Consider the following 20,183-nt stretch of genomic DNA (forward strand, 5'->3'; position numbering starts at 1 on the left):
TCGCGGCGGCTTGGCGACCGCGCGTTCAGCGCTGCTGGCGCCGGTAATGGGCCTGCAGCGCATAGGTGGTGCCGACCAGCCCGGTCAGCAGCGCCGGCGCCAGCAGCGCATCGAAGCCGATGCGGCGATAGGCCCAGGCGCCGAGCACGCCGCCGAGCAGGAAGCCGCCGATGATCAGCAGGCTCAGGCGGATGCGCCGGCGCGGCAGCGGCAGGCCGCGCAGCGCCTGGCCCAGGCCGATGCCCAGGTCGGTGAACATGCCGGTCAGGTGGGTGGTGCGCACCACCGCGCCGCTGTAGGTGGTGGTCATCGCGTTCTGCAGGCCGCAGGCCGCGGCGGCGAGCAGCGCGCCGACCAGTTGTTGTTGCTTGAACGCCTGCATCGCCGCCAACAGCAGCAGCGCTTCCAGCGCCAGCGCCACGCCGTAGCGGCGGCCCAGCCGCAGCCGGCTGTCCTGCACCACGATGCCGCTGAGCACCGCGCCGCCAAGGAAGGCCAGCACCACGCCGAGCAGGTTGCCGATCACCCGCATGTCGCCGTCGGCCAGCGCCGCGCCGAGCAGGGTGGTGGTGCCGGTCAGGTGGGTCACCGCCTGGTGTTCGAAGCCCAGATAGCCGACCACGTTGACCATGCCGGCCACGCAGGCCAGCGCGCCGGCGAACGCCCAGGCCCAGCGCGGCAGCTCGAAGTTCATGCGCCGGCGCCGCGCCGGCGCGCCGCGCGCGACGGGCTGGACGGAGGCGGCCGGCGCATGCGCTGTGGCCTACTTCGCGCCGTTGACGGCGATCTCGGAGAAGCTGCCGCTGGCCGGGTCGAACACCGCGCCCCAGAAGCCGCTGCCGCCGCCGCATACGCGCACCGCATCGACGCTGGGGTCGAGATCGCTGTCGTCGTTCGGCTTGAACGCGTTGACGTAGATCGCCTGCTGGCCGCGGTAGAGGATGCCGACGTACTGGCGGTCGTAGCTGGCCGGCTCGGCGATGCTCGGCTGCAGTTGCGCCAGCCGCGTTTCCAGCTGCGCGATCTGCTCCAGGCTCGGCGCCCAGTAGCCGCTCACCGCGCCGTCGTGGCGCGCCGGGCTGTCGCGCGAACAGGTGTCGAGCACCTGCGCGGCGGTGCTGTTGCGGGTGACGACCCACGACTGCCCGGCCTTGATCGCGGTCGGCACGCTGGCCGGTCCGCGCGTGGTGGTGCACGCGCCGAGCAGGGCCAGCGCCAGCGCCGCGCCGCCCAGGCGCGCGCCGGCGGCGCTCACAGCACCTCCGAGGCGTAGTCGGCCAAGCGCGAGCGCTCGCCGCGGCGCAGGGTCACGTGCGCGCTGTGCGGCCAGGCCTTGAAGCGATCCACCGCGTAGGTCAGGCCCGAGGTGGTTTCGGTCAGGTACGGGGTGTCGATCTGCTCGACGTTGCCCAGGCACACGATCTTGGTGCCGGGGCCGGCACGGGTGATCAGCGTCTTCATCTGCTTCGGGGTCAGGTTCTGCGCTTCGTCCAGGATCAGGTAGCGCGACAGGAAGGTGCGCCCGCGCATGAAGTTCATCGAGCGGATCTTGATCCGGCTGGCGAGCAGGTCGTTGGTCGCCGCGCGGCCCCAGGCGCCGCCTTCCTGGTTGTGGGTCAGCACTTCCAGATTGTCGGTCAGCGCGCCCATCCACGGCGTCATCTTCTCTTCCTCGGTGCCGGGCAGGAAACCGATGTCCTCGCCGACGCTGACCGTGGCGCGGGTCATGATGATCTCGCGGTAGCGCTGCTGGTCCATGGTCTGCGCCAGGCCGGCGGCCAGCGCCAGCAGGGTCTTGCCGGTGCCGGCGGTGCCGAGCAGGGTGACGAAGTCGATCTCCGGGTCCATCAGCGCGTTGAGCGCGAAGTTCTGCTCGCGGTTGCGCGCGGCGATGCCCCACACCGCGTGCTGGCCGCTGCGGAAATCGTCGACCAGCGCCAGCGTCGCCTTGCGCTCGCCGCTGACCTTGACCACGCGCAGCTCGACCTCGTCGTCGCCGGGCAGGTACAGGTACTGGTTCGGATACCAGTCCTCGTCGTCGGCCAGCGCGATCTCGTAGCAGGTGCGGCCCTTGTCGCTCCAGCTGCGCAGGTCCTGGTTGTGCTTCTGCCAGAAGTCCTCCGGCAGTTCGATCGCGCCGGTGTACAGCAGGCTGAAATCGTCCAGCGCGCGGTCGTTCTCGTAGTCCTCGGCGATCAGGCCGCTGATCGCCGCCTTGATCCGCAGGTTGATGTCCTTGGACACCAGGATCACCGGCGTTTCCGGGCCGTCCTCGCGCAGCGCCAGCACCGCGGCCAGGATCTTGTTGTCCGGCGCCACGGTGCCGAAGCTGCGCCCGGGCTCGACCGGGCGGGTCTGGAAGTACAGCCGGCCGATGCTGCCGCTGCTCTTGAGCTGGATGCCCTGCGGATGGCTGAGCGGGATGCCCGACTCGATCTGCTCGGCGCCGGCGCCTTCGATCAGCTCGTTGAGGAAACGGCTGACCTGGCGTGCGTTGCGGCTGACCTCGGACATGCCCTTCTTGGCGTTGTCCAGCTCCTCGATCACCTGCATCGGCAGGAACACGTCGTGTTCCTCGAACTTGAACAGCGCGGTCGGATCGTGCATCAGCACGTTGGTATCCAGCACGTAGATGCGCTTGCCTCGGGTCATCGTGGATTCCTGGGAAGGGGACAGGGACAGACCATCACCGCCTGCGCGGGGCAGGGGGATGCGGCGTGCGGGAAGCGCGAATGATCACTGCTGGGCGGCGGCCTGCAGTGCGTCGTACACGGCCTGGGCGTGGCCGGGAACCTTGACCTTGCGCCAGCTGCGCAGCAGCCGGCCCGAGGGCGAGATCAGGAAGGTGCTGCGCTCGATGCCGAGCATCTGGCGGCCGTACATGTTCTTTTCCTTGATCACGTCGAACGCGCGGCACAGGGCCTCGTCGGCGTCGCTGACCAGCGGGAAGCGGAAACCCTGCTTGGCGCAGAAGTTGTCGTGCGACTTCAGCGAATCGCGCGAGACGCCGAGCACGGCGGCGTTGGCCTGCTCGAACTGCGGCAGTAGCGCGTTGAAGTCGATGCCCTCGGTGGTGCAGCCGGGGGTGCTGTCCTTCGGATAGAAATACAGCACCAGCCAGCGGCCGGCGTAGTCGCCGAGCGTGGCGCTGGCGCCGCCGGACAACGCCAGCGGCAACGCCAGCGTGGTGCGGTCCAGGGTGTCGCCGTCCTTCATCGGGTGTCCTCCGCGTGCATCGCCATCATCTGCGTTCGCCTGCGTCGATGTCCAGCGCGGCTCAGAACTTCATCGGGTCCATGATCGCGTCCAGGTTCAGGTGGTCGCAGAACTCGAGGAAATCGTCGCGCAGCGCGGCGATGTGCATGTTCGCCGGCACCCCGATCGTCACCTGCGCCGAGAACATCTCCGCGCCGGTCTGCATCGCGCGGTAGCGGGTGCTCTGCAGGTTCTCGATGGTGATGCCCTGGCGGTCGAAGAAGTCCGCCAGCTGGAACAGGATGCCCGGCTTGTCGGCGGCGATGACCTCGACGATGTAGGGCAGCAGGTTGGATTGCGCCTGCTTGGCGCCGGTGCGGTACCACACCAGCTTCATGCCTTCCTCGCGGTCGAGCCGGGTCAGCATGGCCTCGAGCTTGGCCACCGCGTCCCAGGAGCCGGTCGCCAGTGCGGTCACCGACACGTCGCGACCGACCGTGGCCAGGCGCGCATCGACGAGATTGCAGCCGCTGTCGGCGATACGGCGCGTCACCGGCAACAGCGGCGACTCCGGATGCGTCGTATAGGCGTTGATCAGGAGGTGGTTTTCGGTCGGCGCGGGCCGGGGCGTGGTGTCGGTCAAAGGGGCTTCCGGCATTGCGTAGGATTGCGTAAGGCTGAACGGCGTCCGGGCGGTCGCTCGGCGCAGTATGCAGCATACTTGCCCGCGCTTTCGGGCCGCAAGTAACATGCGGGACGAATCCCGTCCGTGCAGGCCGCACGCGGCCCTCTCTCACAGCGAGCATCAGGCATCTTGTCCCTCTCCGGCATCATCACCGCCCTGGCCACGCCCTTCCAGGGCAATGGCGACCTCGACCTCGACGCCTGGCAGCGGCTGCTCAAACGGCAGCTGGACGGCGGCGTGCAGGGCGTGGTGGTGGCGGGATCGACCGGCGAGGCGGCCACGCTGCTGGACGAAGAGTACGACCTGATCCTGCGCGAAGCGGCGCAGGCGCTGGGCGGGCGCGTGCCGCTGCTGGCCGGCACCGGCCTGTCCGGCACCGCCAAGACGGTCGCGCTGACCCGCCGCGCCGCGGCCAACGGCGCGCAGTACGCGCTGGTGGTGACGCCGCCGTACGTGCGCCCGACCCAGGCCGGCCTGCTCGCGCACTACCTGCAGGTGGCCGAGCATGGCGGCCTGCCGGTGGTGCTGTACAACGTGCCCGGGCGCACCGGCTGTGACCTGCTGCCGGAGACGGTGGCGCAACTGGCGCAGCATCCGAACATCGTCGGCATCAAGGAAGCCAGCAGCGATCCGCAGCGCATCGCTGCGCTGCTGGCGCTGCGCAGCGACCGCTTCGCCGTGCTCAGCGGCGACGACGGCAGCGCCGCGCAGGCCATGCTCGGCGGCTACGACGGGCTGATCTCGGTCGCCTCCAACGCCTTGCCGGCCGCCTACCGGCGCCTGTGCGACCTGGCGCGTGCGCGCCAGACCGAGCCGGCGCAGGCCTGGGACGCGCGGCTGCAGCCGTTCCACGCGTTCTGCGGCATCGAATCCAACCCGATCCCGGTCAAGGCGCTGCTGCAGCGCGCCGGCATCGGCCACGGGCTGCGGCTGCCGCTGCTGCCGCTGTCCGCGGCGCACCAGGCCACGGCCGACCGTCTCGCCACCGACGCAGCCGCGTTGGAAGAACTATCCAGCCGCGAAACGCTCGCGGCCTGACCTCAGGAGATTTATCGATGCGTGCTTCCGTTCCCTACGTCCGCGTGCTGTCGGCCGCCGTGCTGGCGACCACCATGGTCGCGGCCACCAGCGGTTGCAGCTGGTTCCACAAGGGCAAGCCGCGCGGCGACTATGCGTTGGCCCCCGAGATGCGTCCGCTGGAAGTGCCGCCGGACCTGACCACGCCGGATACCTCGGCGGCGATGAAGGTGCCGGCGCTGGCGTCTGCCGCGCCGCGCCCCGGCGCCAGCAGCGCGCCGGGCCAGGCGCCGGCGGCATCGAACAGCGGCTTCGTGGTGCCGGGCGCGCGCGATCAGGTGTTCGGCCAGGTCGGCGACGCGCTGGGCGGCATCGAGGGCGTCACCATCGCCAGCCGCGCGCAGGTGCTGGGTTCCTACGACGTGGCCTACGAAGGCAGCAACTTCCTGGTCCGTGTGGTCGCGGTCGATTCCGGCGTCTACGTGTCGGCGGTCGATCCGCGCGGCATGCCGGCCAGCGGCGAAGCGCCGGTCAAGCTGATCGCGGCGCTGAAGGCCAAGCTCGGCCATTGAGCCGACGTCGCCGGCCGGCGTTCGCGTCGGCCGTTGCGATGAGTGACACGAAACGGGCGCCGCAGGGCGCCCGTTTTCGTTTTGGCGAGGCATTGCGCATGTGGCGCTGGCGCTCGACCGCGCGACTGTGGGAGCGACTTCAGTCGCGACCGGCTTTACCGGGAAGGCCCGTCGCGACTGAAGTCGCTCCCACAACAAGCGCTAGTGGCGTCGATGGGGCAATGCGCCGGCCTGTGTCGGCGGCCGAAGCGCCGCGGTGATGGCTGAAGCGACTCGATGACGGTGCGGGTAACGCACGTCCCGCGGTAACGGCCGGAGCGGCCCGGCAGCGCGCGCGCGGGGCAGGGGCAGCGCGCTGTGCGCGGCCGAGGCCGGGCGGGATGTGGAATGTTACTTCAGCAGCAGCGGCAGCTTGTTCGGCTTGCCGTCCCAGTCGGCGGCGTCGGGCAGCGGTTCCTGGCGCGTGGTCAGCACCGGCCAGGCCTTGGCCAGTTCCGCGTTGAGCGCGACGAAGCCTTCCTGGCCGGCCGGCACGTCGTCCTCGGGGTAGATCGCGTTGGCCGGGCACTCCGGCTCGCACAGGGTGCAGTCGATGCACTCGTCCGGATCGATCACCAGGAAGTTGGGGCCGGCGTGGAAACAATCCACGGGGCACACTTCCACGCAGTCGGTGTATTTGCACTTGATGCAGTTTTCGGTGACGACAAAAGGCATGGTTGGATCCGGCGATTAACCGCGCAATTCTAAAGCAGTCGGCGTCGGTGCGTGGAGAATGCGCGTTGGCCGGCGTCGGAGCGGCTTGTCAGGGCCTCGGCGCGGCAGGCTGTGCCGCAGGTCCGGTACGCGGCGCAGGCCGCGCCGGGATCAGTCGCCGATGCCGCCGCGGCGTTGCGCCAGGCGGTACAAACCGCGCGCGGCCAGGTCTTCGGGATGGGTGTGGACCTGGCTGCCCAGCGCGCGCAGCGCATGCGCGTAACGGTCCAGCAGGCCGCTGCCGCCGATCAGGTGCACCTGCGGCGCCAGCGGCAGGCGCGCGCGCAGTTCGTGGCCGATCAGCAGGCCGGACAGGTAGGACGGCGCGGCGGCCGCGCTCAGCCGCTCGAACAGGCCCAGGCTGCGCACGCCGAACAGATGGTGCAGCAGGCCGCCGGGCTCGCCGCTGCGCTGCAGGCCGGCCTCGAAACCGGCCGCGTCGAACTGCGCGTCGTCGGCGTCCATCAGGCGCGCCAGCAGGCTGTGCTGGCGCAGCAGCGCGTACAGCTCGCCGGTCATCATCGTGGCCAGGGCGGCGATGCGGCCGTGTTCCAGCTCGACCCATTTGCTGTGGGTGCCGGGCAGGCACACGCTGTGCCGGTGCGCGTCCTGGGCCTGGTGCGCCAATCCGTCGAGCAGGCCGATCAACTGGGTCTCCTCGCCGCGCATCACGTCGGGCACCGCCGCGGCGCTGCTGGCCACGCCGGGCACGAACCACAGCGTGCGCCCGGGCAGCGCCGGATCCTGCAGCGGCTGCATGGCCGCGGCGAGCGCGTCGGCGTCGGCCGGGCAGGGCGCGTACGGCAGTTCGATCCAGCCGTTGCGGCTGCCGATCATGCCGCACAGCACCACGTCGCCGGGCCAGTCGTCGACCAGCGCCGCCAGGGTTGCGGCGTAGCGGCCCTGGCAGGCGCTGATGCCCTGGTCGCTGCGGCGTTGTTCGAGTGCTCGGCCATCGGCCGCGAGCCGGTAGCCGCGCAGGCTGCTGGTGCCCCAATCGATGGCGATCATGCGCTGGCGACGCGTCCTTCGGGCAGCCCGGCGACGCCGACCGCGGCCACGAACAGGCCGCCGGCCTGCGGGGTGCGCGCCAATTCGTCGTCGCTGTGGTCCATCCGCGAGGTGCTCAGGTACAGCGTGCTGCCGTCGGCGCCGCCCAGCGTGGGGCAGGTGGGGTGCTTGACCGGCAGCGCGACGCTGCGCTCGACGCTGCCGTCGGGCCGGTAGCGGACCACGCGCCAGGCGCGCCATTGCGCGTTCCACAGGTGGCCGTCGGCATCGATGATGGCGCCGTCGGGTTCGGCGTCGGGATGTTCGAGTTCGGCGAAGACGCGGCTGTTGCTGGTCTGCGCGTTGGCGGCGTCGTAGTCGCAGCACAGGATCTGCGGGCGCACCGAGTCGCAGTAGTACATGGTGCGGCCGTCGGCGCTGAAGCAGATCGCGTTGGGGATGGCCACGCCGGGCAGCGGCAGGCGGCGCAGGCCGTGGCGCGTGGACCACTGGTAGAAACTGCCGACCGGCGCCTGGTCGGCGCGTTCGCTCATGGTGCCGAACACGAAGTTGCCGTGGCGGTCGGCGCGGCCGTCGTTGCTGCGGGTGTCGTCGCGCTCCGGTTCCAGGTCGACGAGCTTGTGCAGCGGCAGTTCGGTGGCGTCGGCGGGGCTGGCATCGGGATCGGCCGCGTACACGCCCTTGGCCAGCGCCAGCAGCAGGCGCCCGTCGTCGTACAGGCCCAGGCAGCCGGGACGGTCGGGCAGGTTCCAGTGGCGGGTGGCGCCGCTGGCCGGATCGTGCCGCCACAGCTGGCGCGCACTGATGTCGACCCAGAACAGCACCTGCCGGCGCTCGCACCAGACCACGCCTTCGCCGTGGATGCAGCGGCTGTCCACCGCCAGCGTGGCGGTGTGCGCGGGCGATCGGGTTGCGCTCATGGGTTCACCATTCGGCGATGCTGCCGTCGGCATGGCGCCAGACGGGGTTGTGCCAGTCGGGCGGGTTCTGGTTGGCATGGCGCAGGCGCTCCTCGTCGATTTCCACGCCGAGGCCGGGCTTGGGCAACGCGGCGATACTGCCGCCATTGTCGCAGGCGAAGTCTTCTTTGTTGATCACGTAGTCGAGCAGGTCGGCGCCTTCGTTGTAGTGGATGCCGATGCTCTGTTCCTGCAGCACCGCGTTGTGCGAGACGAAATCCACCTGCAGGCAGGCGGCCAGCGCGACCGGGCCGAGCGGGCAGTGCGGGGCCAGCCCGACGTCGTAGGCGTCGGCCATGCTGGCGATCTTCAGGCATTCGGTGATGCCGCCGGCATGCGACAGGTCCGGCTGCAGCAGCGACAGGCCGCCGGCCTGCAGCACCGGCTTGAAGTCGAAGCGCGAGAACATGCGTTCGCCGGCGGCCAGCGGGATCGGCGTGGCGGCGGCCAGGCGCGGATAGTATTCGGCCAGTTCCGGCAGCACCGGCTCCTCGACGAACAGCGGCTTGAACGGCTCCAGTTCGCGCAGCAGCACGCGCGCCATCGGCGCGGAGACGCGGCCGTGGAAGTCGATGCCGAAGTCGATGCTGTTGCCGAACGCCTCGCGGATCTGCGCGACCTTGGCCACCGCCGCGTCCACCGCGCGCGGCCCGTCGATCAGCTTCATCTCCTCGGTGCCGTTGAACTTGAAGGTGTCGAAACCCAGTTCGCGGTAGCCCTGGATCTGGGCGATGATCGCCGACGGGCGGTCGCCGCCGACCCAGCGGTAGGTCTTCATGCGGTCGCGCACCAGCCCGCCGAGCAGTTCGTACACCGGCACGCCCAGCGCCTTGCCCTTGATGTCCCACAGCGCCTGGTCGATGCCGGCGATGGCGCTCATCAGGATCGGCCCGCCGCGGTAGAAGCCGCTGCGGTACAGCAGTTGCCAGATGTCGTTGATCCGCGACGGATCCTTGCCGATCAGGTAGCCGCCCAGTTCGTGCACCGCGGCGTCGACGCTGCGCGCGCGGCCTTCGATGACCGGCTCGCCCCAGCCGGTGATGCCCTCGTCGGTCTCGATCTTCAGAAACAGCCAGCGCGGCGCGGCGTGATAGGTGGTGAGGCGAACGATCTTCATGCGTGGTCCAAGTAGGCTTGGCGGAAGGCGGCGGCCTGCGCCTGGGTCTGCGCGAGCGCCTGGCCGGGCCGGTACAGTTCGCCGCCGATGCCGGCGCCGATCGCGCCGGCGGCCAGGTAATCGCCGAGGGTGCCGATGCTGACCCCGCCGACCACGAACAGCGGCACCGTCGCCGGCAGCACCGCGCGCAGCGCGCGCAGGTGGCCGGGACCGTAGGTGGCGGCGGGGAACAGCTTGAGCATCTGCGCGCCGGCATCGAGCGCGTCGAACGCCTCGGTGGCGGTGGCGAAGCCGGCCACCACCTGCAGGCCGCGCGCGACCGCGTGGCGGATCACCGGCGGGCGCGTGTTCGGGGTGACGATGAAGCGTGCGCCGAGGTCGGCGAGGGTGTCGACGTCGGCGATCTTCAGCACCGTGCCGCCGCCGATCCAGCAGCGCTGGCCGAACGCCTGCGCGGCCGCGCCAATGCTGGTTTCCCAGCGCGGCGAATTGAGCGGGATCTCGATCGCGTCGTAGCCGGCGTCGGCCAGCGCGCCGACATGCTCCAGCGCGGCGTCGGGGGCGATGCCGCGCAGGATCGCGATCAGGGGGAACTGGAAGGGGGAGACGGCGGACATCGGCTTACCTGGCAACGGGCGTGGAGCGGAGGGCGTCCACCGCGACGCCGTCGTCGCACGGCCGCAGCGGCGCGCAGTCGAGCGGCCGTCCCGTTGGCGACGAACTGGCGGGCGCCATCGGCCGTTGTGCTGGCCGATCGTCCTGCTCATCTACGCTGGCGCGGCGCGCCGGCGCCTTCACGAGGCGGGTGTGGCGGTGGGACGGATCGCGGCCGGAGCCGCGACTGTTCGATAGCCTGCGCGTGTGAGATATGCTCGGCAAATGAAATTTTAGACATATGCTATTCCGTTGGTGAATACGCATCTTCCCCCAGGATCTCGCTCCGCTATGACCGCTTCCGCCAATCCCTGGTTCAACGCCGCACGCCTGAAGACCCGGCACCTGTTGCTGCTGTTGCAGCTGCACGAGCACCGCTCGGTGCTGCGCGCGGCCGAGGCGGCGAGCATGACCCAGCCGGCGGCCTCCAAGCTGCTGGCGGAAATGGAGGATCTGCTCGGGGTCAAGCTGTTCGAGCGGCATGCGCGCGGGGTGGAGCCGACCTGGTACGGACAGGTGCTGATCCGCCGCGCGCGTTCGGCGATGTCGGAGATCGGCCGCGCGCAGGAGGAGATCGCCGCGCTGCGCGAGGGGCGCATGGGCCAGGTCTCGATCGGCACCGTGGTCAATCCCGGCACCAACCTGGTGCCGCAGGCGATCGCCGAGGTCAAGCGCGAGTTCCCCGGCATTCTGGTGCGGGTGGAGATGGACTACAGCCGGCCGCTGGTGGCCAAGCTGCTGGACGGCCAGCTCGACATCGTGATCGGGCGCATCCTCGGCCCATACGGCGGCGACGAACTGGAGTTCGAGCCGCTGGCCGACGAGCCGCATTCGGCTGTGGCGCGCGCCGGGCATCCGCTGTCGGCGCGCACCGACCTGCGCCATGCCGACCTGGCGCGCTACGGCTGGGTGCTGCCGCCGGTGGACAGCGTGCTGCGCGCGCGGCTGGACGCGATGTTCCTGGAACACGGCGTGCCCACGCCGCAGAACGTCATCGAGACCTCGTCGCTGCCGGTGATGACCAGCCTGCTGCGCGGCAGCGACCTGCTCGCGGCGCTGCCGGCCGACGCGGTGGCGCCGTACGTGCAGGCCAAGCTGCTGACCGTGCTGCCGATCGCGCTGGGGGTGCGGATGGAGTCGTTCGGCATCATCCGCCGCCGCGACTACATGCTGCCGCCGGGCGCCGAACGCATCCTGCTGGCGCTGCGCAATGCGGCCAAGCGGCTGTATCCGGAGCGCGCGCCGGGCTGAGCGGGGTTGCGCGATGGGGTCGTCCGCCGCGGTCGAAGGCAGCGACCGTTGGACCGCTTGCTGCCCGGAACGCCGTCCATCGGAAGGCGCAATGGCCGGCGGCGAGGGATAGGACACAGCAACCGCGGCGTATGTGACTGGCCGCTGCGCTATCAAGTTTCATGTGCTCAGCTAGTCGAAAAGCGCATAGCTTGGTGTAAATATTTCATTTGTTTGACGTGGAAGCCACTCCTAGGCTCGGCCGATCGTGACCAGATCGGGTCGCGCCACCCAATCCACCGGGGGCGCACCGGCGCGAGCGATACGGCAGCGGGCCATGGCGCGCCGCCGTCACAACCTGAAGGACGTCGCGCTTGCGCAGCCGTCATCCGTGTATGCATGTCTCCTGGGAGGGAAGCGTCATGTCATCGCGTCATTACCGTGGTCCGGCCTCGCCGACCGCAGCGGTTCGCAGTACCCGCGTGTTGCGTCGCTCGGCCATGGCGCTGAGCATCTGCGTGCTGCTGAGCGCGCAAGCGCTGGCGCAGGACGCCGACAATGCCACCAGGAAGCAGGGCGCCGATCCGGTGACCCAGCTCGACGCGGTCGAGGTCAAGGGCGTGCGCGCCAGCCTGATCAAGTCGCAGACGATCAAGCATGATGCCGAGCAGATCGTCGATTCGGTCAGCGCCGAGGACATCGGCGCGCTGCCCGACCGCAGCGTCACCGAGACCCTGCAGCGGGTCAGCGGCGTGACCATCGACCACTTCATGGCGCGCAACGACCCGGACCACTTCTCCGCCGAAGGCAGCGGCGTGATGATCCGCGGCATGACCCAGGTGCGCGGCGAACTCAACGGCCGCGACAGCTTCAGCGCCGCCAGCGGCCGCGGACTCAGCTTCGAGGACGTGCCGGCCGAACTGATGGCTGGCGTGGACGTGTACAAGAACCCCTCGGCCGAGATCATCGAAGGCGGCCTCGGCGGCACGGTCAACCTGCGCACGCGCATGCCGTTCGACCAGCCGGGCCGGGTGATCGGCTTCACCGCCGACGAGAACTACGGCGACTTCAGCAAGACCTACAAGCCGTCCGGTTCGTTCCTGATCAGCGATCGCTGGAACACCGGCGTCGGTGAGATGGGGCTGATGCTGGACCTGGCCTATTCGGAACTGGCCACCCGCAGCGACGGCATCCAGGTGGAGCCGTTCGTGCGCCGTACCGATCCGGCGCTGCTGGCCGGCACCGATTTCGACAAGGTCTACGTGCCCGGCGGCGTCAACTGGCGGCAGCTGGATTTCGAACGCAAGCGCAAGGGCGTGGCCGGAGCGTTCCAGTGGCGGCCCAGCGACGACACCGAGATCTACGTGCAGTACATGCGCTCCACCTACGACATGAACTGGCAGGAGCGCGCGGCGTTCTTCAACGACGACACCAACGCGGTCAGTCCCGCGCCCGGCAGCACCTTCACCTACGACGCCGATGGCCGTTTCGTCAGCGGCTCGCCGGTGTCCAGTTCCTGGCGCGGCAACATCACCGGCAACGATGGCGTGCGCTTCTACACCGACAACCGCTACGCGCAGCAGACCACCACCACCTCCGACCTGTCCGGCGGCTTCAGCCACAAGCTCACCAGCAACCTCACCGTGCGCGGCGACATGCAACTGGTGCGGTCGGAAAGCGATGCACTGGATTTCACTCTGTTCAGCTCGATCTACCTGCCGGGTCTGAACTTCGACCTGAGCGGCAAGTACCCGGCGGTGTCGATCGCCGACACCGGCTATACCTCCGACCCCTCCAACTATTTCTGGAGCGCGGCGATGGACCACCTGGCGAAGAACCGCGGCCGCGAACTGGCCACGCGCTTCGACCTGGAATACACCTACGACGACAATCCGTGGCTGCGCAGCTTCCGCGCCGGCATCCGCGCCACCGACCGTACCCAGACCAACAAGAATTCCGGCTACAACTGGGGCGTGATCAGCGACAACTGGGCGATGATTCCCGGTACCGCGAACGGGACCGGCCTGGCCGACCTGGCCAACTACTCGCCCGCGTCCTCGCAGCTGTATTCGTACTCGAGCCTGTTCCGCGGCAAGATCAGCGTGCCCAACAGCCTGTACTTCCCCACCAATGCCGCGGTCAAGGACTATGCCGGCACCTCCAAGCTGATCGAGCAACTGGTGGCGCTGCGCGGCTGGGGCTGGGCGCCGGACCAGTACCAGTTGCAGGACACCAACCGCCAGTTCGAGCGTACCCAGGCGGCCTACGCGGTGCTGTACTTCGGCAACGACGAGGCGCTGGGCGTGCCGGTGGACGGCAACGTCGGCGTGCGCATCGTGCAGACCAAGACCGAGGCGACCGGCTACGGCCAGTTCCCCGACCTGTCGGCCACCGCAGCGTCGGACGCGCTCAAGGCGCAGTACACCGGCCAGTTCTTCCCCAACAACGCGCAGGGCAGCTACACCAACGTGTTGCCGAGCTTCAACATGCGCTTCAAGTTCTCCGATGCGCTGCAGTGGCGCATCGCCGCGTCCAAGGCGATGGCGCGTCCGGACTACACCCAACTGCAGCCGTATCTGCTGCTGGAAGCGACCACCGAGGACGACGGCACGGTGTCCAAGTGGACGGGCACCGCGGGCAATCCGAACCTCAAGCCGATGAAGGCCAACCAGTACGACACCGCGCTGGAATGGTATTTCGACACCAGCGACATGATGTACCTGACCTTGTTCTACAAGAGCGTCAAGGACTACTTCTCCACCCAGACCACCACCGAGAACTACGGTGGCCAGGACTGGCTGGTGACGCGGCCGTACAACATGGCCAAGGGCCGCATCCGCGGGTTCGAATACGGCTACACGCAGTTCTTCGACTCTTGGCCAGGCTGGCTGAGCGGCTTCGGCGTCAATGCCAACTTCACCTTCGTGGACAGCAGCGGTGGCGTGAATTCGGCGACCGATCCCTACACCCAGACCACGGTCACCGGGGTGAGCCTGCCGCTGGAAGGGCTGTCGCGGCGCAGCTACAACTTTGCCGGGATCTACGAGAAGGGACCGCTGTCGGTGCGCCTGGCCTACAACTGGCGTTCGCGCTACCTGCTGACCGCCAGCGACGTGGCGACCAAGCTGCCGACCTGGTCGGACGACTACGGCCAGCTCGACGCCTCGGCGTTCTATCGTTTCACCCCGCACCTGCAGCTCGGTATCCAGGCCAACAACCTGACCAATACGGTGACCAAGGTGTTGATGGGGCCGACTTCCTATGCCGACGGCGAAGTCGACAACCACCTGTACACGCGCAGCTGGTTCGTCAACGACCGCCGCTATTCGCTGGTGCTGCGCGCCAACTGGTAAGCGACGCCAGCCAAGGCGTTTCCCTCGGCCCGCATGCGCTGAGCATGCGGGCTTTTTTGTGGCGGCGCCGGCGTCGCAGCCGGCGGGAGACGCCGGCGCAGCGGCGGATGCCGCGATTCACAGACGCACCGGCGTTTCGTATGTGGAAAACGTATAGCTAACTGTGAATATTTCATTGGATGGCATGTCTACGGGCCCCTATTCTCGTGACCGAGTCGTGATCTTCTTGGATCGCATGCGCGCTGCGGCACCCCGTCGCGCCGGACTTGCGGCCAGCACCCATCAAGCAGGTGCGTCCGCACAATCAGACACGGCGACGTCGCCCTTGGCGCGATTGCCGAACCCGTTTGCACATGTGTCCTGGGAGGGAAGCACCATGTCAGCGTCTCATAGCCATTGTCCGCTTGCGCGGACCGTGGCGCTCCGTTCTACCCGTGTTGTTTCCGACCGCGGCGTGCGCCGTTCCGCGATCGCCCTGGCCGTCGCCGCGCTGGTCGCCGCATCCGCCGCGCAGGCCCAGCAAGCCGAGCAGGCCCCGCCTGCGCAGGCCGACGATGCCACCACGCAGCTGGACACCGTGCAGGTCAGCGGTACCCGCAGCAGCGTGACCAAGGCGCAGCTGGTCAAGCAGAATTCCGAGCAACTGGTCGATTCGATCGTGGCCGAGGACATCGGCAAGCTGCCCGACAACAACGTCGCCGAGGCGCTGCAACGCATCTCCGGCGTGCAGATCGCGCGCAACTACGGCGAGGGCAGCAGCATCGCCATCCGCGGCCTGACCCAGGTCCGCACCGAGCTCAACGGCCGCGACATCTTCACCGCCAACGACGGCCGCGGGCTGAGCTTCGAGGACGTCTCGGCCGAACTGCTGGCCGGCGTCAACGTCTACAAGAACCCGTCCGCCGACATGATCGAAGGCGGCCTGGGCGGCACCGTCGACCTGCGCACGCGCCTGCCGTTCGACTACGACGCACGCAAGATCGCCGGCAGCGTGCAGTACAACCACTACGACCTGGCCGACGACAGCAAGCCGGCGTTCTCGGGCATGTACAGCGACCGCTGGCAGACCGGCATCGGCGAGATCGGCCTGCTGGTGAACTATTCGCAGCAGACCAGCCCGTTCCGCCAGGACACGATCTCGGTCGAGCCGTGGTACACGCAGACCGATCTGCCGGGCTACGAAGGGCAGGGCATCTCGGTGCCGCACGGCGCCGGCATCAACACCACGGTCGGCGAGCGCAAGCGCAAGACCGGCGCGTTCGCGCTGCAGTGGCGGCCGAACGACGACGTCGAGGTCACCGCGCAGGTGCTGCGCTCGGACTACGACTTCAGCTGGCACGACTATTCGTTCTTCGCCTACAGCGGCCAGGACCCGATGCAGGGCTTCGACGACATCGTGGTCAACGACCGCAACGAGTTCGTCAGCGGCACCTTCCAGAACACCCCGGCCGATTCCAACACCAGCCTGACCCGGCGCAAGTCGGTGACCACCGACTATTCGCTGGGCGCCAAGTGGACGGTGACCCCGAACCTGACCCTGAGCACCGATTTCCAGTACATCGACGCCACCACCAAGGGTACCCGCTACATCGTCGGCACCGGCATGGCCAGCGTGCCGCTCTACACCATCGACTTCCGCGGCGACCTGCCGCGGCTGTCGGTGACCGACGCCAGCGGCAACCAGGGCTACCTGGCCGACGCGGCCAACTACAGCGGCTGGAAGTTCCACCTGGACAACCAGGACGACAACGAGGCCACCGAGTTCGCCTGGCGCTCGGACATGGACCTGGCGTTCGACGACAGCTTCGCGCGCAGTTTCAAGGCCGGCGTGCGCTACACCGACCGCGATGCGGAGAACAAGGGCAACGTATGGCGCTGGATGCCGATCGGTGCGCCGTTCTCGCAGTATCCGGACGCGGAGCTGGTGCAGAACCCGATCACCGACTTCTTCCGCGGCGATTCGCGCGCGTTCGGCCCGACGCTGACCGCTTCCGATGCACTGGTCGGCAACTACGAGCAGACACTGGCGCTGTTCGGCGCCTCGCCGCTGGTGTTCGCGCCGAACAACATCAACAGCCAGGGCGAGAAGACCTACGCCGCCTATGGCGTGCTGCGCTTCGGCGTGGACGATGGCGCGATCCCGTTCGACGGCAACATCGGCATCCGCATCGTGCGTACCAAGGTCGATTCGCAGGGCGTGCGCACCGGCACCGACGCCGAGGGTGGCGGGCTGCTGCCGGTGGACGTGCAGCAGACCTACACCGACGTGCTGCCGAGCCTGAACCTGCGTTGGATGCTCACCGACACCCTGCAGTGGCGCTTCGCCGCCTCGCGCGGCATCTCGCGCCCGGACCTCAACCGGCTCAACCCGAACCTGAGCCTGGGTACAGCCACCGGCGGCGACGGCGTGACCCGGCGCACCGGGTCGGCCGGCAATCCGGACCTGGCGCCGATGAAGGCCGACCAGTTCGACACCGCGCTGGAGTGGTACTTCGGCAAGGGCTCGATGATGTACGGCACGGTCTTCTACAAGAAGGTCGAAGGCTTCATCGCCGAGGCTGTGTTCGAGGAAGTCTATGGCGGCCAGACCTGGGAGATCACCCGCCCGGTCAACGGCAAGGACGGCCGGATCAAGGGCGCGGAACTGGGCTATACGCAGTTCTTCGATTTCCTGCCGGGCTGGATGAGCGGCTTCGGCCTGCAGGCCAACTACACCTACGTCGACAGCGAGGCGCCGAGCCCGACCGCCACCGACACCAACGGCCAGGCGCTGACGGTGCCGCTGCAGGGGCTGTCCAAGAACAGCTACAACCTGATCCTCAGCTACGAGCTGTCGCGCTTCCAGGCGCGCGTGGCCTACAACTGGCGCAGCGACTGGCTGGTGACCACGGCCGGCAACGGCACCGGCAACCTGCCGGTCTACAACAAGGGCTTCGGCCAGCTGGACGCGTCGGTGCGCTACAACATCGACGATGTGTGGTCGGTGTCGGTGGACGGGGTCAACCTGCTCGATACCCGCAACGAGAGCTACCTGGGCGTGGAATCGCGCTACCGCGACTTCGTCATCAACGACCGTCGCTACGGCCTGACCCTGCGCGCCAGCTTCTGAGGACGGCGCAGGCACGGTCCTCCGCTCCGGCGCCGCGCGCGCCCGGGGCGGGGGAGTTCCTGCCGATGGCCTCGCCGTCGGCTGCAATCGGAGCGCAACGCACGATGCGGCAACATCGCGTGCTGAAACCTGATGCGTTGCCGGGCACGTTGCAGCGCTCGGTGCGGCCGTGCTCGGCATGGCCGACGCTGCTGCTGTTGGCGCTGTTGTGGAGCGCCTTGCCGGCGCTCGCCGCGGCGCCGCTGCCGTACCAGTTCCGCAGCGTCGCCATCGGCGGCGGCGGTTTCGTCTCCGGCCTGCTGTTCCATCCGGCGCAGCAGGGCCTGCTGTATGCGCGCACCGACGTCGGCGGCGCGTACCGCTGGGATGCGGCGGCCGCGCACTGGGTCGCGTTGACCGACTGGCTCGGTGCCGACGACCAGAACCTGATGGGCATCGACGCGTTCGCGATCGATCCGCACGATCCGCAGGCGCTGTACCTGGCCGCGGGCACCTACCTGCACCCGCGCGCCGGCAATGCCGCGTTGCTGCGTTCGCACGACCAGGGGCGCAGCTTCGCGCGCACCGAGCTGCCGTTCAAGCTGGGCGGCAACGAACTGGGCCGCGGCAATGGCGAACGGCTGGCGGTGGATCCGAACGATGGCCGTGTGCTGCTGCTCGGTTCGCGCGATGCCGGGCTGTGGCGCAGCGACGACCGCGGTGTGCACTGGCAGCGGGTGACGTCCTTTCCGGCAGTCGCCACCAGCGCGGCCGCCAGCGCGGTCAACCACGCCGGGCGCCGCCAGCAGGTCGGTATCGCCTTCGTCGTGTTCGACCCTGCCAGCGCCGCCGGCGGCGGCGCTTCGCAGCGGATCTACGTCGGCGTGTCCACGCAGGAGCGCAGCGTGTTCGTGTCCGAGGACGGCGGGCGTAGCTGGCAGCCGGTGCCTGGGCAGCCCACCGGATTGCGTCCCAGCCACATGGTGCGCTCCAGCGACGGCATCTATTACCTCAGCTACGGCGACCAGCCGGGCCCGGACCTGATGGCCGACGGCGCGGTCTGGAAATACGAGCCGGCCGCGCAGCGCTGGACCGACATCAGCCCGGTGCCGCAGCCGCATGCCGGGCCGGGCTTCGGTTGGGGCGCGGTGGCGGTGGATCCGCGCCAGCCGCAGACGCTGATCGCCAGCACCTTCCGCCGCTACACGCCGGGCGACGACATCTACCGCAGCACCGACGGCGGACGCCGCTGGGCGCCGCTGTTCCCGCGCTCGCGCTTCGCCCACGACACCGCACCGTGGACGGCGCAGGCCCGCCCGCACTGGATGGCGTCGCTGGCCATCGATCCGTTCGACAGCGATCGCGCCTGGTTCGTCACCGGTTACGGGGTCTGGGCCTCGCGCAACCTGCGCGCGTTCGATGCGGCCGAGGGCGTGGTGCAGTGGTGGTTCGCCGACGCCGGGCTGGAGGAGACGGTGCCGCTGGACCTGCTCAGCCCGGCGCAGGGTGCGCCGTTGCTCAGCGCGCTCGGCGACATCGACGGTTTCCGCCACGATACGCTGGACCGCGCGCAGTCGCAGTTCGCCGGGCCGCGGCTGACCAACGGCGAGAGCATCGATGCCGCTGGCCAGGCGCCGCAGCTGGTGGTGCGCAGCGGCACGCTGCGCGAGCGGCGCGACGGCGAGGTCCGTGCCGCCTGGTCGCGCGATGGCGGCGCCAGCTGGAGCGCATTCGCCAGCGAACCGCCGGTGGGCGAGGGCGCCGGGCATATCGCCATCAACGCCGACGGCAGCCGCGTGATCTGGTCGCCGCGCAACGGCGGCAGCGCCTGGGCCAGCGACGACTGGGGCCGGCACTGGGAACGGGTGGAAGGTTCCTCCGGCACCCTGCTGATCGAAGCCGACCGCGTCGATGCGCAGCGCTGGTACGCGGTCGATGCGGCCAGCGGGCGCTTCTATCTGAGCGAGGACGGCGGTCGCCGGTTCCGCGACAGCGGCGTCGGGATCGGCGTGCCGGCGGACGCCGAGCGCACCCGCCCGCAGCTGCGCCCGGACCCGTTGCGCGCCGGCGTGGTGTACCTGGCCAGCCCCAGCCACGGCGTGATGCGCTGGCAACACGGCGCGCTCGCGGTGCTGGCGAAGGTGGAGGCGCGTTCGCTGGGCCTGGGCCGCGCGCCGCGCGACGGCGCGCCGCCGATGCTGTTCCTCGCCGGCAATGTCGATGGCGTCAGCGGGCTATTCCGCTCCGAGGACGAGGGCCGGCGCTGGCGGCGCATCGACGACGACGCGCACCGCTTCGGCCGTCCCTATGCCGTCACCGGCGACCCGCGCGTGATCGGCCGCGTCTACTTCGCCACCGGTGGCCGAGGCATCTTCTATGGCGATGCGCGATAGTCGGCGGCACAGCGGCCTGATGGCGCGGCCGGCGAGCAACGACGCCTGCCGGCGCGCGGGCGTGGCGATGCCGCGTCCGCATCCCTCCGTCTCGAACAGCACAGGATCGACGTCATGACCCTCCCTCTGTCCACTGCGAAATGGCTGGCCGCGCTG

General features: G+C 69.3%; 16 protein-coding genes. 6 read left to right on the forward strand and 10 right to left on the reverse strand.

Annotation, left to right across the window (positions count from 1 at the left end; genetic code table 11):
* Positions 1–25: 25 nt before the first annotated feature.
* From VDQ83_RS06055 to VDQ83_RS06075, 5 genes are all read right to left on the reverse strand, one after another.
* A complete protein-coding gene (locus VDQ83_RS06055) occupies positions 26–694 on the reverse strand; it encodes a YoaK family protein (RefSeq protein ID WP_309915381.1) in 669 nt (222 codons plus the stop codon).
* 69 nt (positions 695–763) lie between these two features.
* Positions 764–1,255, reverse strand: a complete 492-nt coding sequence (locus VDQ83_RS06060) for a hypothetical protein (RefSeq protein ID WP_455434220.1) — start codon at positions 1,253–1,255, stop codon at positions 764–766.
* Positions 1,252–2,652, reverse strand: a complete 1,401-nt coding sequence (locus tag VDQ83_RS06065; RefSeq protein WP_179564215.1) for a PhoH family protein — start codon at positions 2,650–2,652, stop codon at positions 1,252–1,254. Before VDQ83_RS06065 ends, VDQ83_RS06060 begins: the two co-directional genes overlap by 4 nt.
* 84 nt (positions 2,653–2,736) lie before the next feature.
* Positions 2,737–3,216 carry a peroxiredoxin gene (locus tag VDQ83_RS06070; RefSeq protein ID WP_455434221.1) on the reverse strand — a complete coding sequence of 160 codons (480 nt, stop codon included), beginning with the start codon at positions 3,214–3,216 and terminating at the stop codon, positions 2,737–2,739.
* A 61-nt stretch (positions 3,217–3,277) separates the two neighbouring features.
* Positions 3,278–3,853, reverse strand: a complete 576-nt coding sequence (locus tag VDQ83_RS06075) for a glycine cleavage system protein R (RefSeq protein ID WP_003475101.1) — start codon at positions 3,851–3,853, stop codon at positions 3,278–3,280.
* A gap of 156 nt (positions 3,854–4,009) precedes the next feature.
* On the opposite strand from VDQ83_RS06075, the gene dapA reads away from it, so the two are divergent.
* Both dapA and VDQ83_RS06085 read left to right on the forward strand, forming a co-directional pair.
* Positions 4,010–4,918 (forward strand): 4-hydroxy-tetrahydrodipicolinate synthase, encoded by a 909-nt coding sequence (gene dapA / locus VDQ83_RS06080; RefSeq protein WP_263398112.1) that lies wholly within the window; start codon positions 4,010–4,012, stop codon positions 4,916–4,918.
* A gap of 17 nt (positions 4,919–4,935) precedes the next feature.
* Positions 4,936–5,469: a hypothetical protein gene (locus tag VDQ83_RS06085; RefSeq protein ID WP_455434222.1), complete on the forward strand. Its 534-nt coding sequence runs from the start codon at positions 4,936–4,938 to the stop codon at positions 5,467–5,469.
* 390 nt (positions 5,470–5,859) lie between these two features.
* Here VDQ83_RS06085 and fdxA read toward each other — a convergent pair whose 3' ends face one another.
* From fdxA to VDQ83_RS06110, 5 genes are all read right to left on the reverse strand, one after another.
* On the reverse strand, positions 5,860–6,183 hold the full coding sequence (fdxA, locus tag VDQ83_RS06090) for a ferredoxin FdxA (RefSeq protein WP_046980845.1): 324 nt from the start codon (positions 6,181–6,183) through the stop codon (positions 5,860–5,862).
* A gap of 150 nt (positions 6,184–6,333) precedes the next feature.
* Positions 6,334–7,233: a 2-dehydro-3-deoxygalactonokinase gene (locus VDQ83_RS06095; protein ID WP_455434223.1), complete on the reverse strand. Its 900-nt coding sequence runs from the start codon at positions 7,231–7,233 to the stop codon at positions 6,334–6,336.
* Complete coding sequence (locus VDQ83_RS06100) at positions 7,230–8,153, reverse strand: SMP-30/gluconolactonase/LRE family protein (RefSeq protein WP_455434224.1); 924 nt, start codon at positions 8,151–8,153, stop codon at positions 7,230–7,232. Before VDQ83_RS06100 ends, VDQ83_RS06095 begins: the two co-directional genes overlap by 4 nt.
* 4 nt (positions 8,154–8,157) lie before the next feature.
* Positions 8,158–9,309, reverse strand: a complete 1,152-nt coding sequence (dgoD, locus tag VDQ83_RS06105) for a galactonate dehydratase (protein ID WP_455434225.1) — start codon at positions 9,307–9,309, stop codon at positions 8,158–8,160.
* On the reverse strand, positions 9,306–9,926 hold the full coding sequence (locus tag VDQ83_RS06110) for a 2-dehydro-3-deoxy-6-phosphogalactonate aldolase (RefSeq protein ID WP_455434226.1): 621 nt from the start codon (positions 9,924–9,926) through the stop codon (positions 9,306–9,308). Before VDQ83_RS06110 ends, dgoD begins: the two co-directional genes overlap by 4 nt.
* A gap of 328 nt (positions 9,927–10,254) precedes the next feature.
* Between VDQ83_RS06110 and VDQ83_RS06115 the strand changes: the two genes are divergently transcribed.
* The 4 genes from VDQ83_RS06115 to VDQ83_RS06130 all read left to right on the forward strand — a co-directional run bounded on the left by VDQ83_RS06115 (position 10,255) and on the right by VDQ83_RS06130 (position 20,027).
* On the forward strand, positions 10,255–11,214 hold the full coding sequence (locus VDQ83_RS06115) for a LysR substrate-binding domain-containing protein (RefSeq protein ID WP_263398118.1): 960 nt from the start codon (positions 10,255–10,257) through the stop codon (positions 11,212–11,214).
* A 479-nt stretch (positions 11,215–11,693) separates the two neighbouring features.
* Positions 11,694–14,546 carry a TonB-dependent receptor gene (locus VDQ83_RS06120; RefSeq protein ID WP_455434290.1) on the forward strand — a complete coding sequence of 951 codons (2,853 nt, stop codon included), beginning with the start codon at positions 11,694–11,696 and terminating at the stop codon, positions 14,544–14,546.
* Positions 14,547–14,922: 376 nt separating this feature from the next.
* The gene (locus VDQ83_RS06125) at positions 14,923–17,655 is read left to right on the forward strand and encodes a TonB-dependent receptor (protein ID WP_455434227.1); all 2,733 of its coding nucleotides are present in this window, start codon (positions 14,923–14,925) and stop codon (positions 17,653–17,655) included.
* A gap of 104 nt (positions 17,656–17,759) precedes the next feature.
* Positions 17,760–20,027, forward strand: a complete 2,268-nt coding sequence (locus tag VDQ83_RS06130; RefSeq protein WP_455434228.1) for a WD40/YVTN/BNR-like repeat-containing protein — start codon at positions 17,760–17,762, stop codon at positions 20,025–20,027.
* The last annotated feature ends 156 nt before the right edge of the window (positions 20,028–20,183 follow it).

The organism is Xanthomonas sp. WHRI 7945 (assembly GCF_035026585.1).

Bases quoted from the DNA above. Each gene is read 5' to 3' on its own strand.
- VDQ83_RS06055 (WP_309915381.1), bottom strand. From the start codon at position 694: ATGAACTTCGAGCTGCCGCGCTGGGCCTGGGCGTTCGCCGGCGCGCTG.
- VDQ83_RS06065 (WP_179564215.1), bottom strand. From the start codon at position 2,652: ATGACCCGAGGCAAGCGCATCTACGTGCTGGATACCAACGTGCTGATG.
- VDQ83_RS06070 (WP_455434221.1), bottom strand. From the start codon at position 3,216: ATGAAGGACGGCGACACCCTGGACCGCACCACGCTGGCGTTGCCGCTG.
- VDQ83_RS06075 (WP_003475101.1), bottom strand. From the start codon at position 3,853: ATGCCGGAAGCCCCTTTGACCGACACCACGCCCCGGCCCGCGCCGACC.
- VDQ83_RS06085 (WP_455434222.1), top strand. From the start codon at position 4,936: ATGCGTGCTTCCGTTCCCTACGTCCGCGTGCTGTCGGCCGCCGTGCTG.
- fdxA (WP_046980845.1), bottom strand. From the start codon at position 6,183: ATGCCTTTTGTCGTCACCGAAAACTGCATCAAGTGCAAATACACCGAC.
- VDQ83_RS06095 (WP_455434223.1), bottom strand. From the start codon at position 7,233: ATGATCGCCATCGATTGGGGCACCAGCAGCCTGCGCGGCTACCGGCTC.
- VDQ83_RS06100 (WP_455434224.1), bottom strand. From the start codon at position 8,153: ATGAGCGCAACCCGATCGCCCGCGCACACCGCCACGCTGGCGGTGGAC.
- dgoD (WP_455434225.1), bottom strand. From the start codon at position 9,309: ATGAAGATCGTTCGCCTCACCACCTATCACGCCGCGCCGCGCTGGCTG.
- VDQ83_RS06110 (WP_455434226.1), bottom strand. From the start codon at position 9,926: ATGTCCGCCGTCTCCCCCTTCCAGTTCCCCCTGATCGCGATCCTGCGC.
- VDQ83_RS06115 (WP_263398118.1), top strand. From the start codon at position 10,255: ATGACCGCTTCCGCCAATCCCTGGTTCAACGCCGCACGCCTGAAGACC.
- VDQ83_RS06120 (WP_455434290.1), top strand. From the start codon at position 11,694: ATGGCGCTGAGCATCTGCGTGCTGCTGAGCGCGCAAGCGCTGGCGCAG.
- VDQ83_RS06125 (WP_455434227.1), top strand. From the start codon at position 14,923: ATGTCAGCGTCTCATAGCCATTGTCCGCTTGCGCGGACCGTGGCGCTC.
- VDQ83_RS06130 (WP_455434228.1), top strand. From the start codon at position 17,760: ATGCGGCAACATCGCGTGCTGAAACCTGATGCGTTGCCGGGCACGTTG.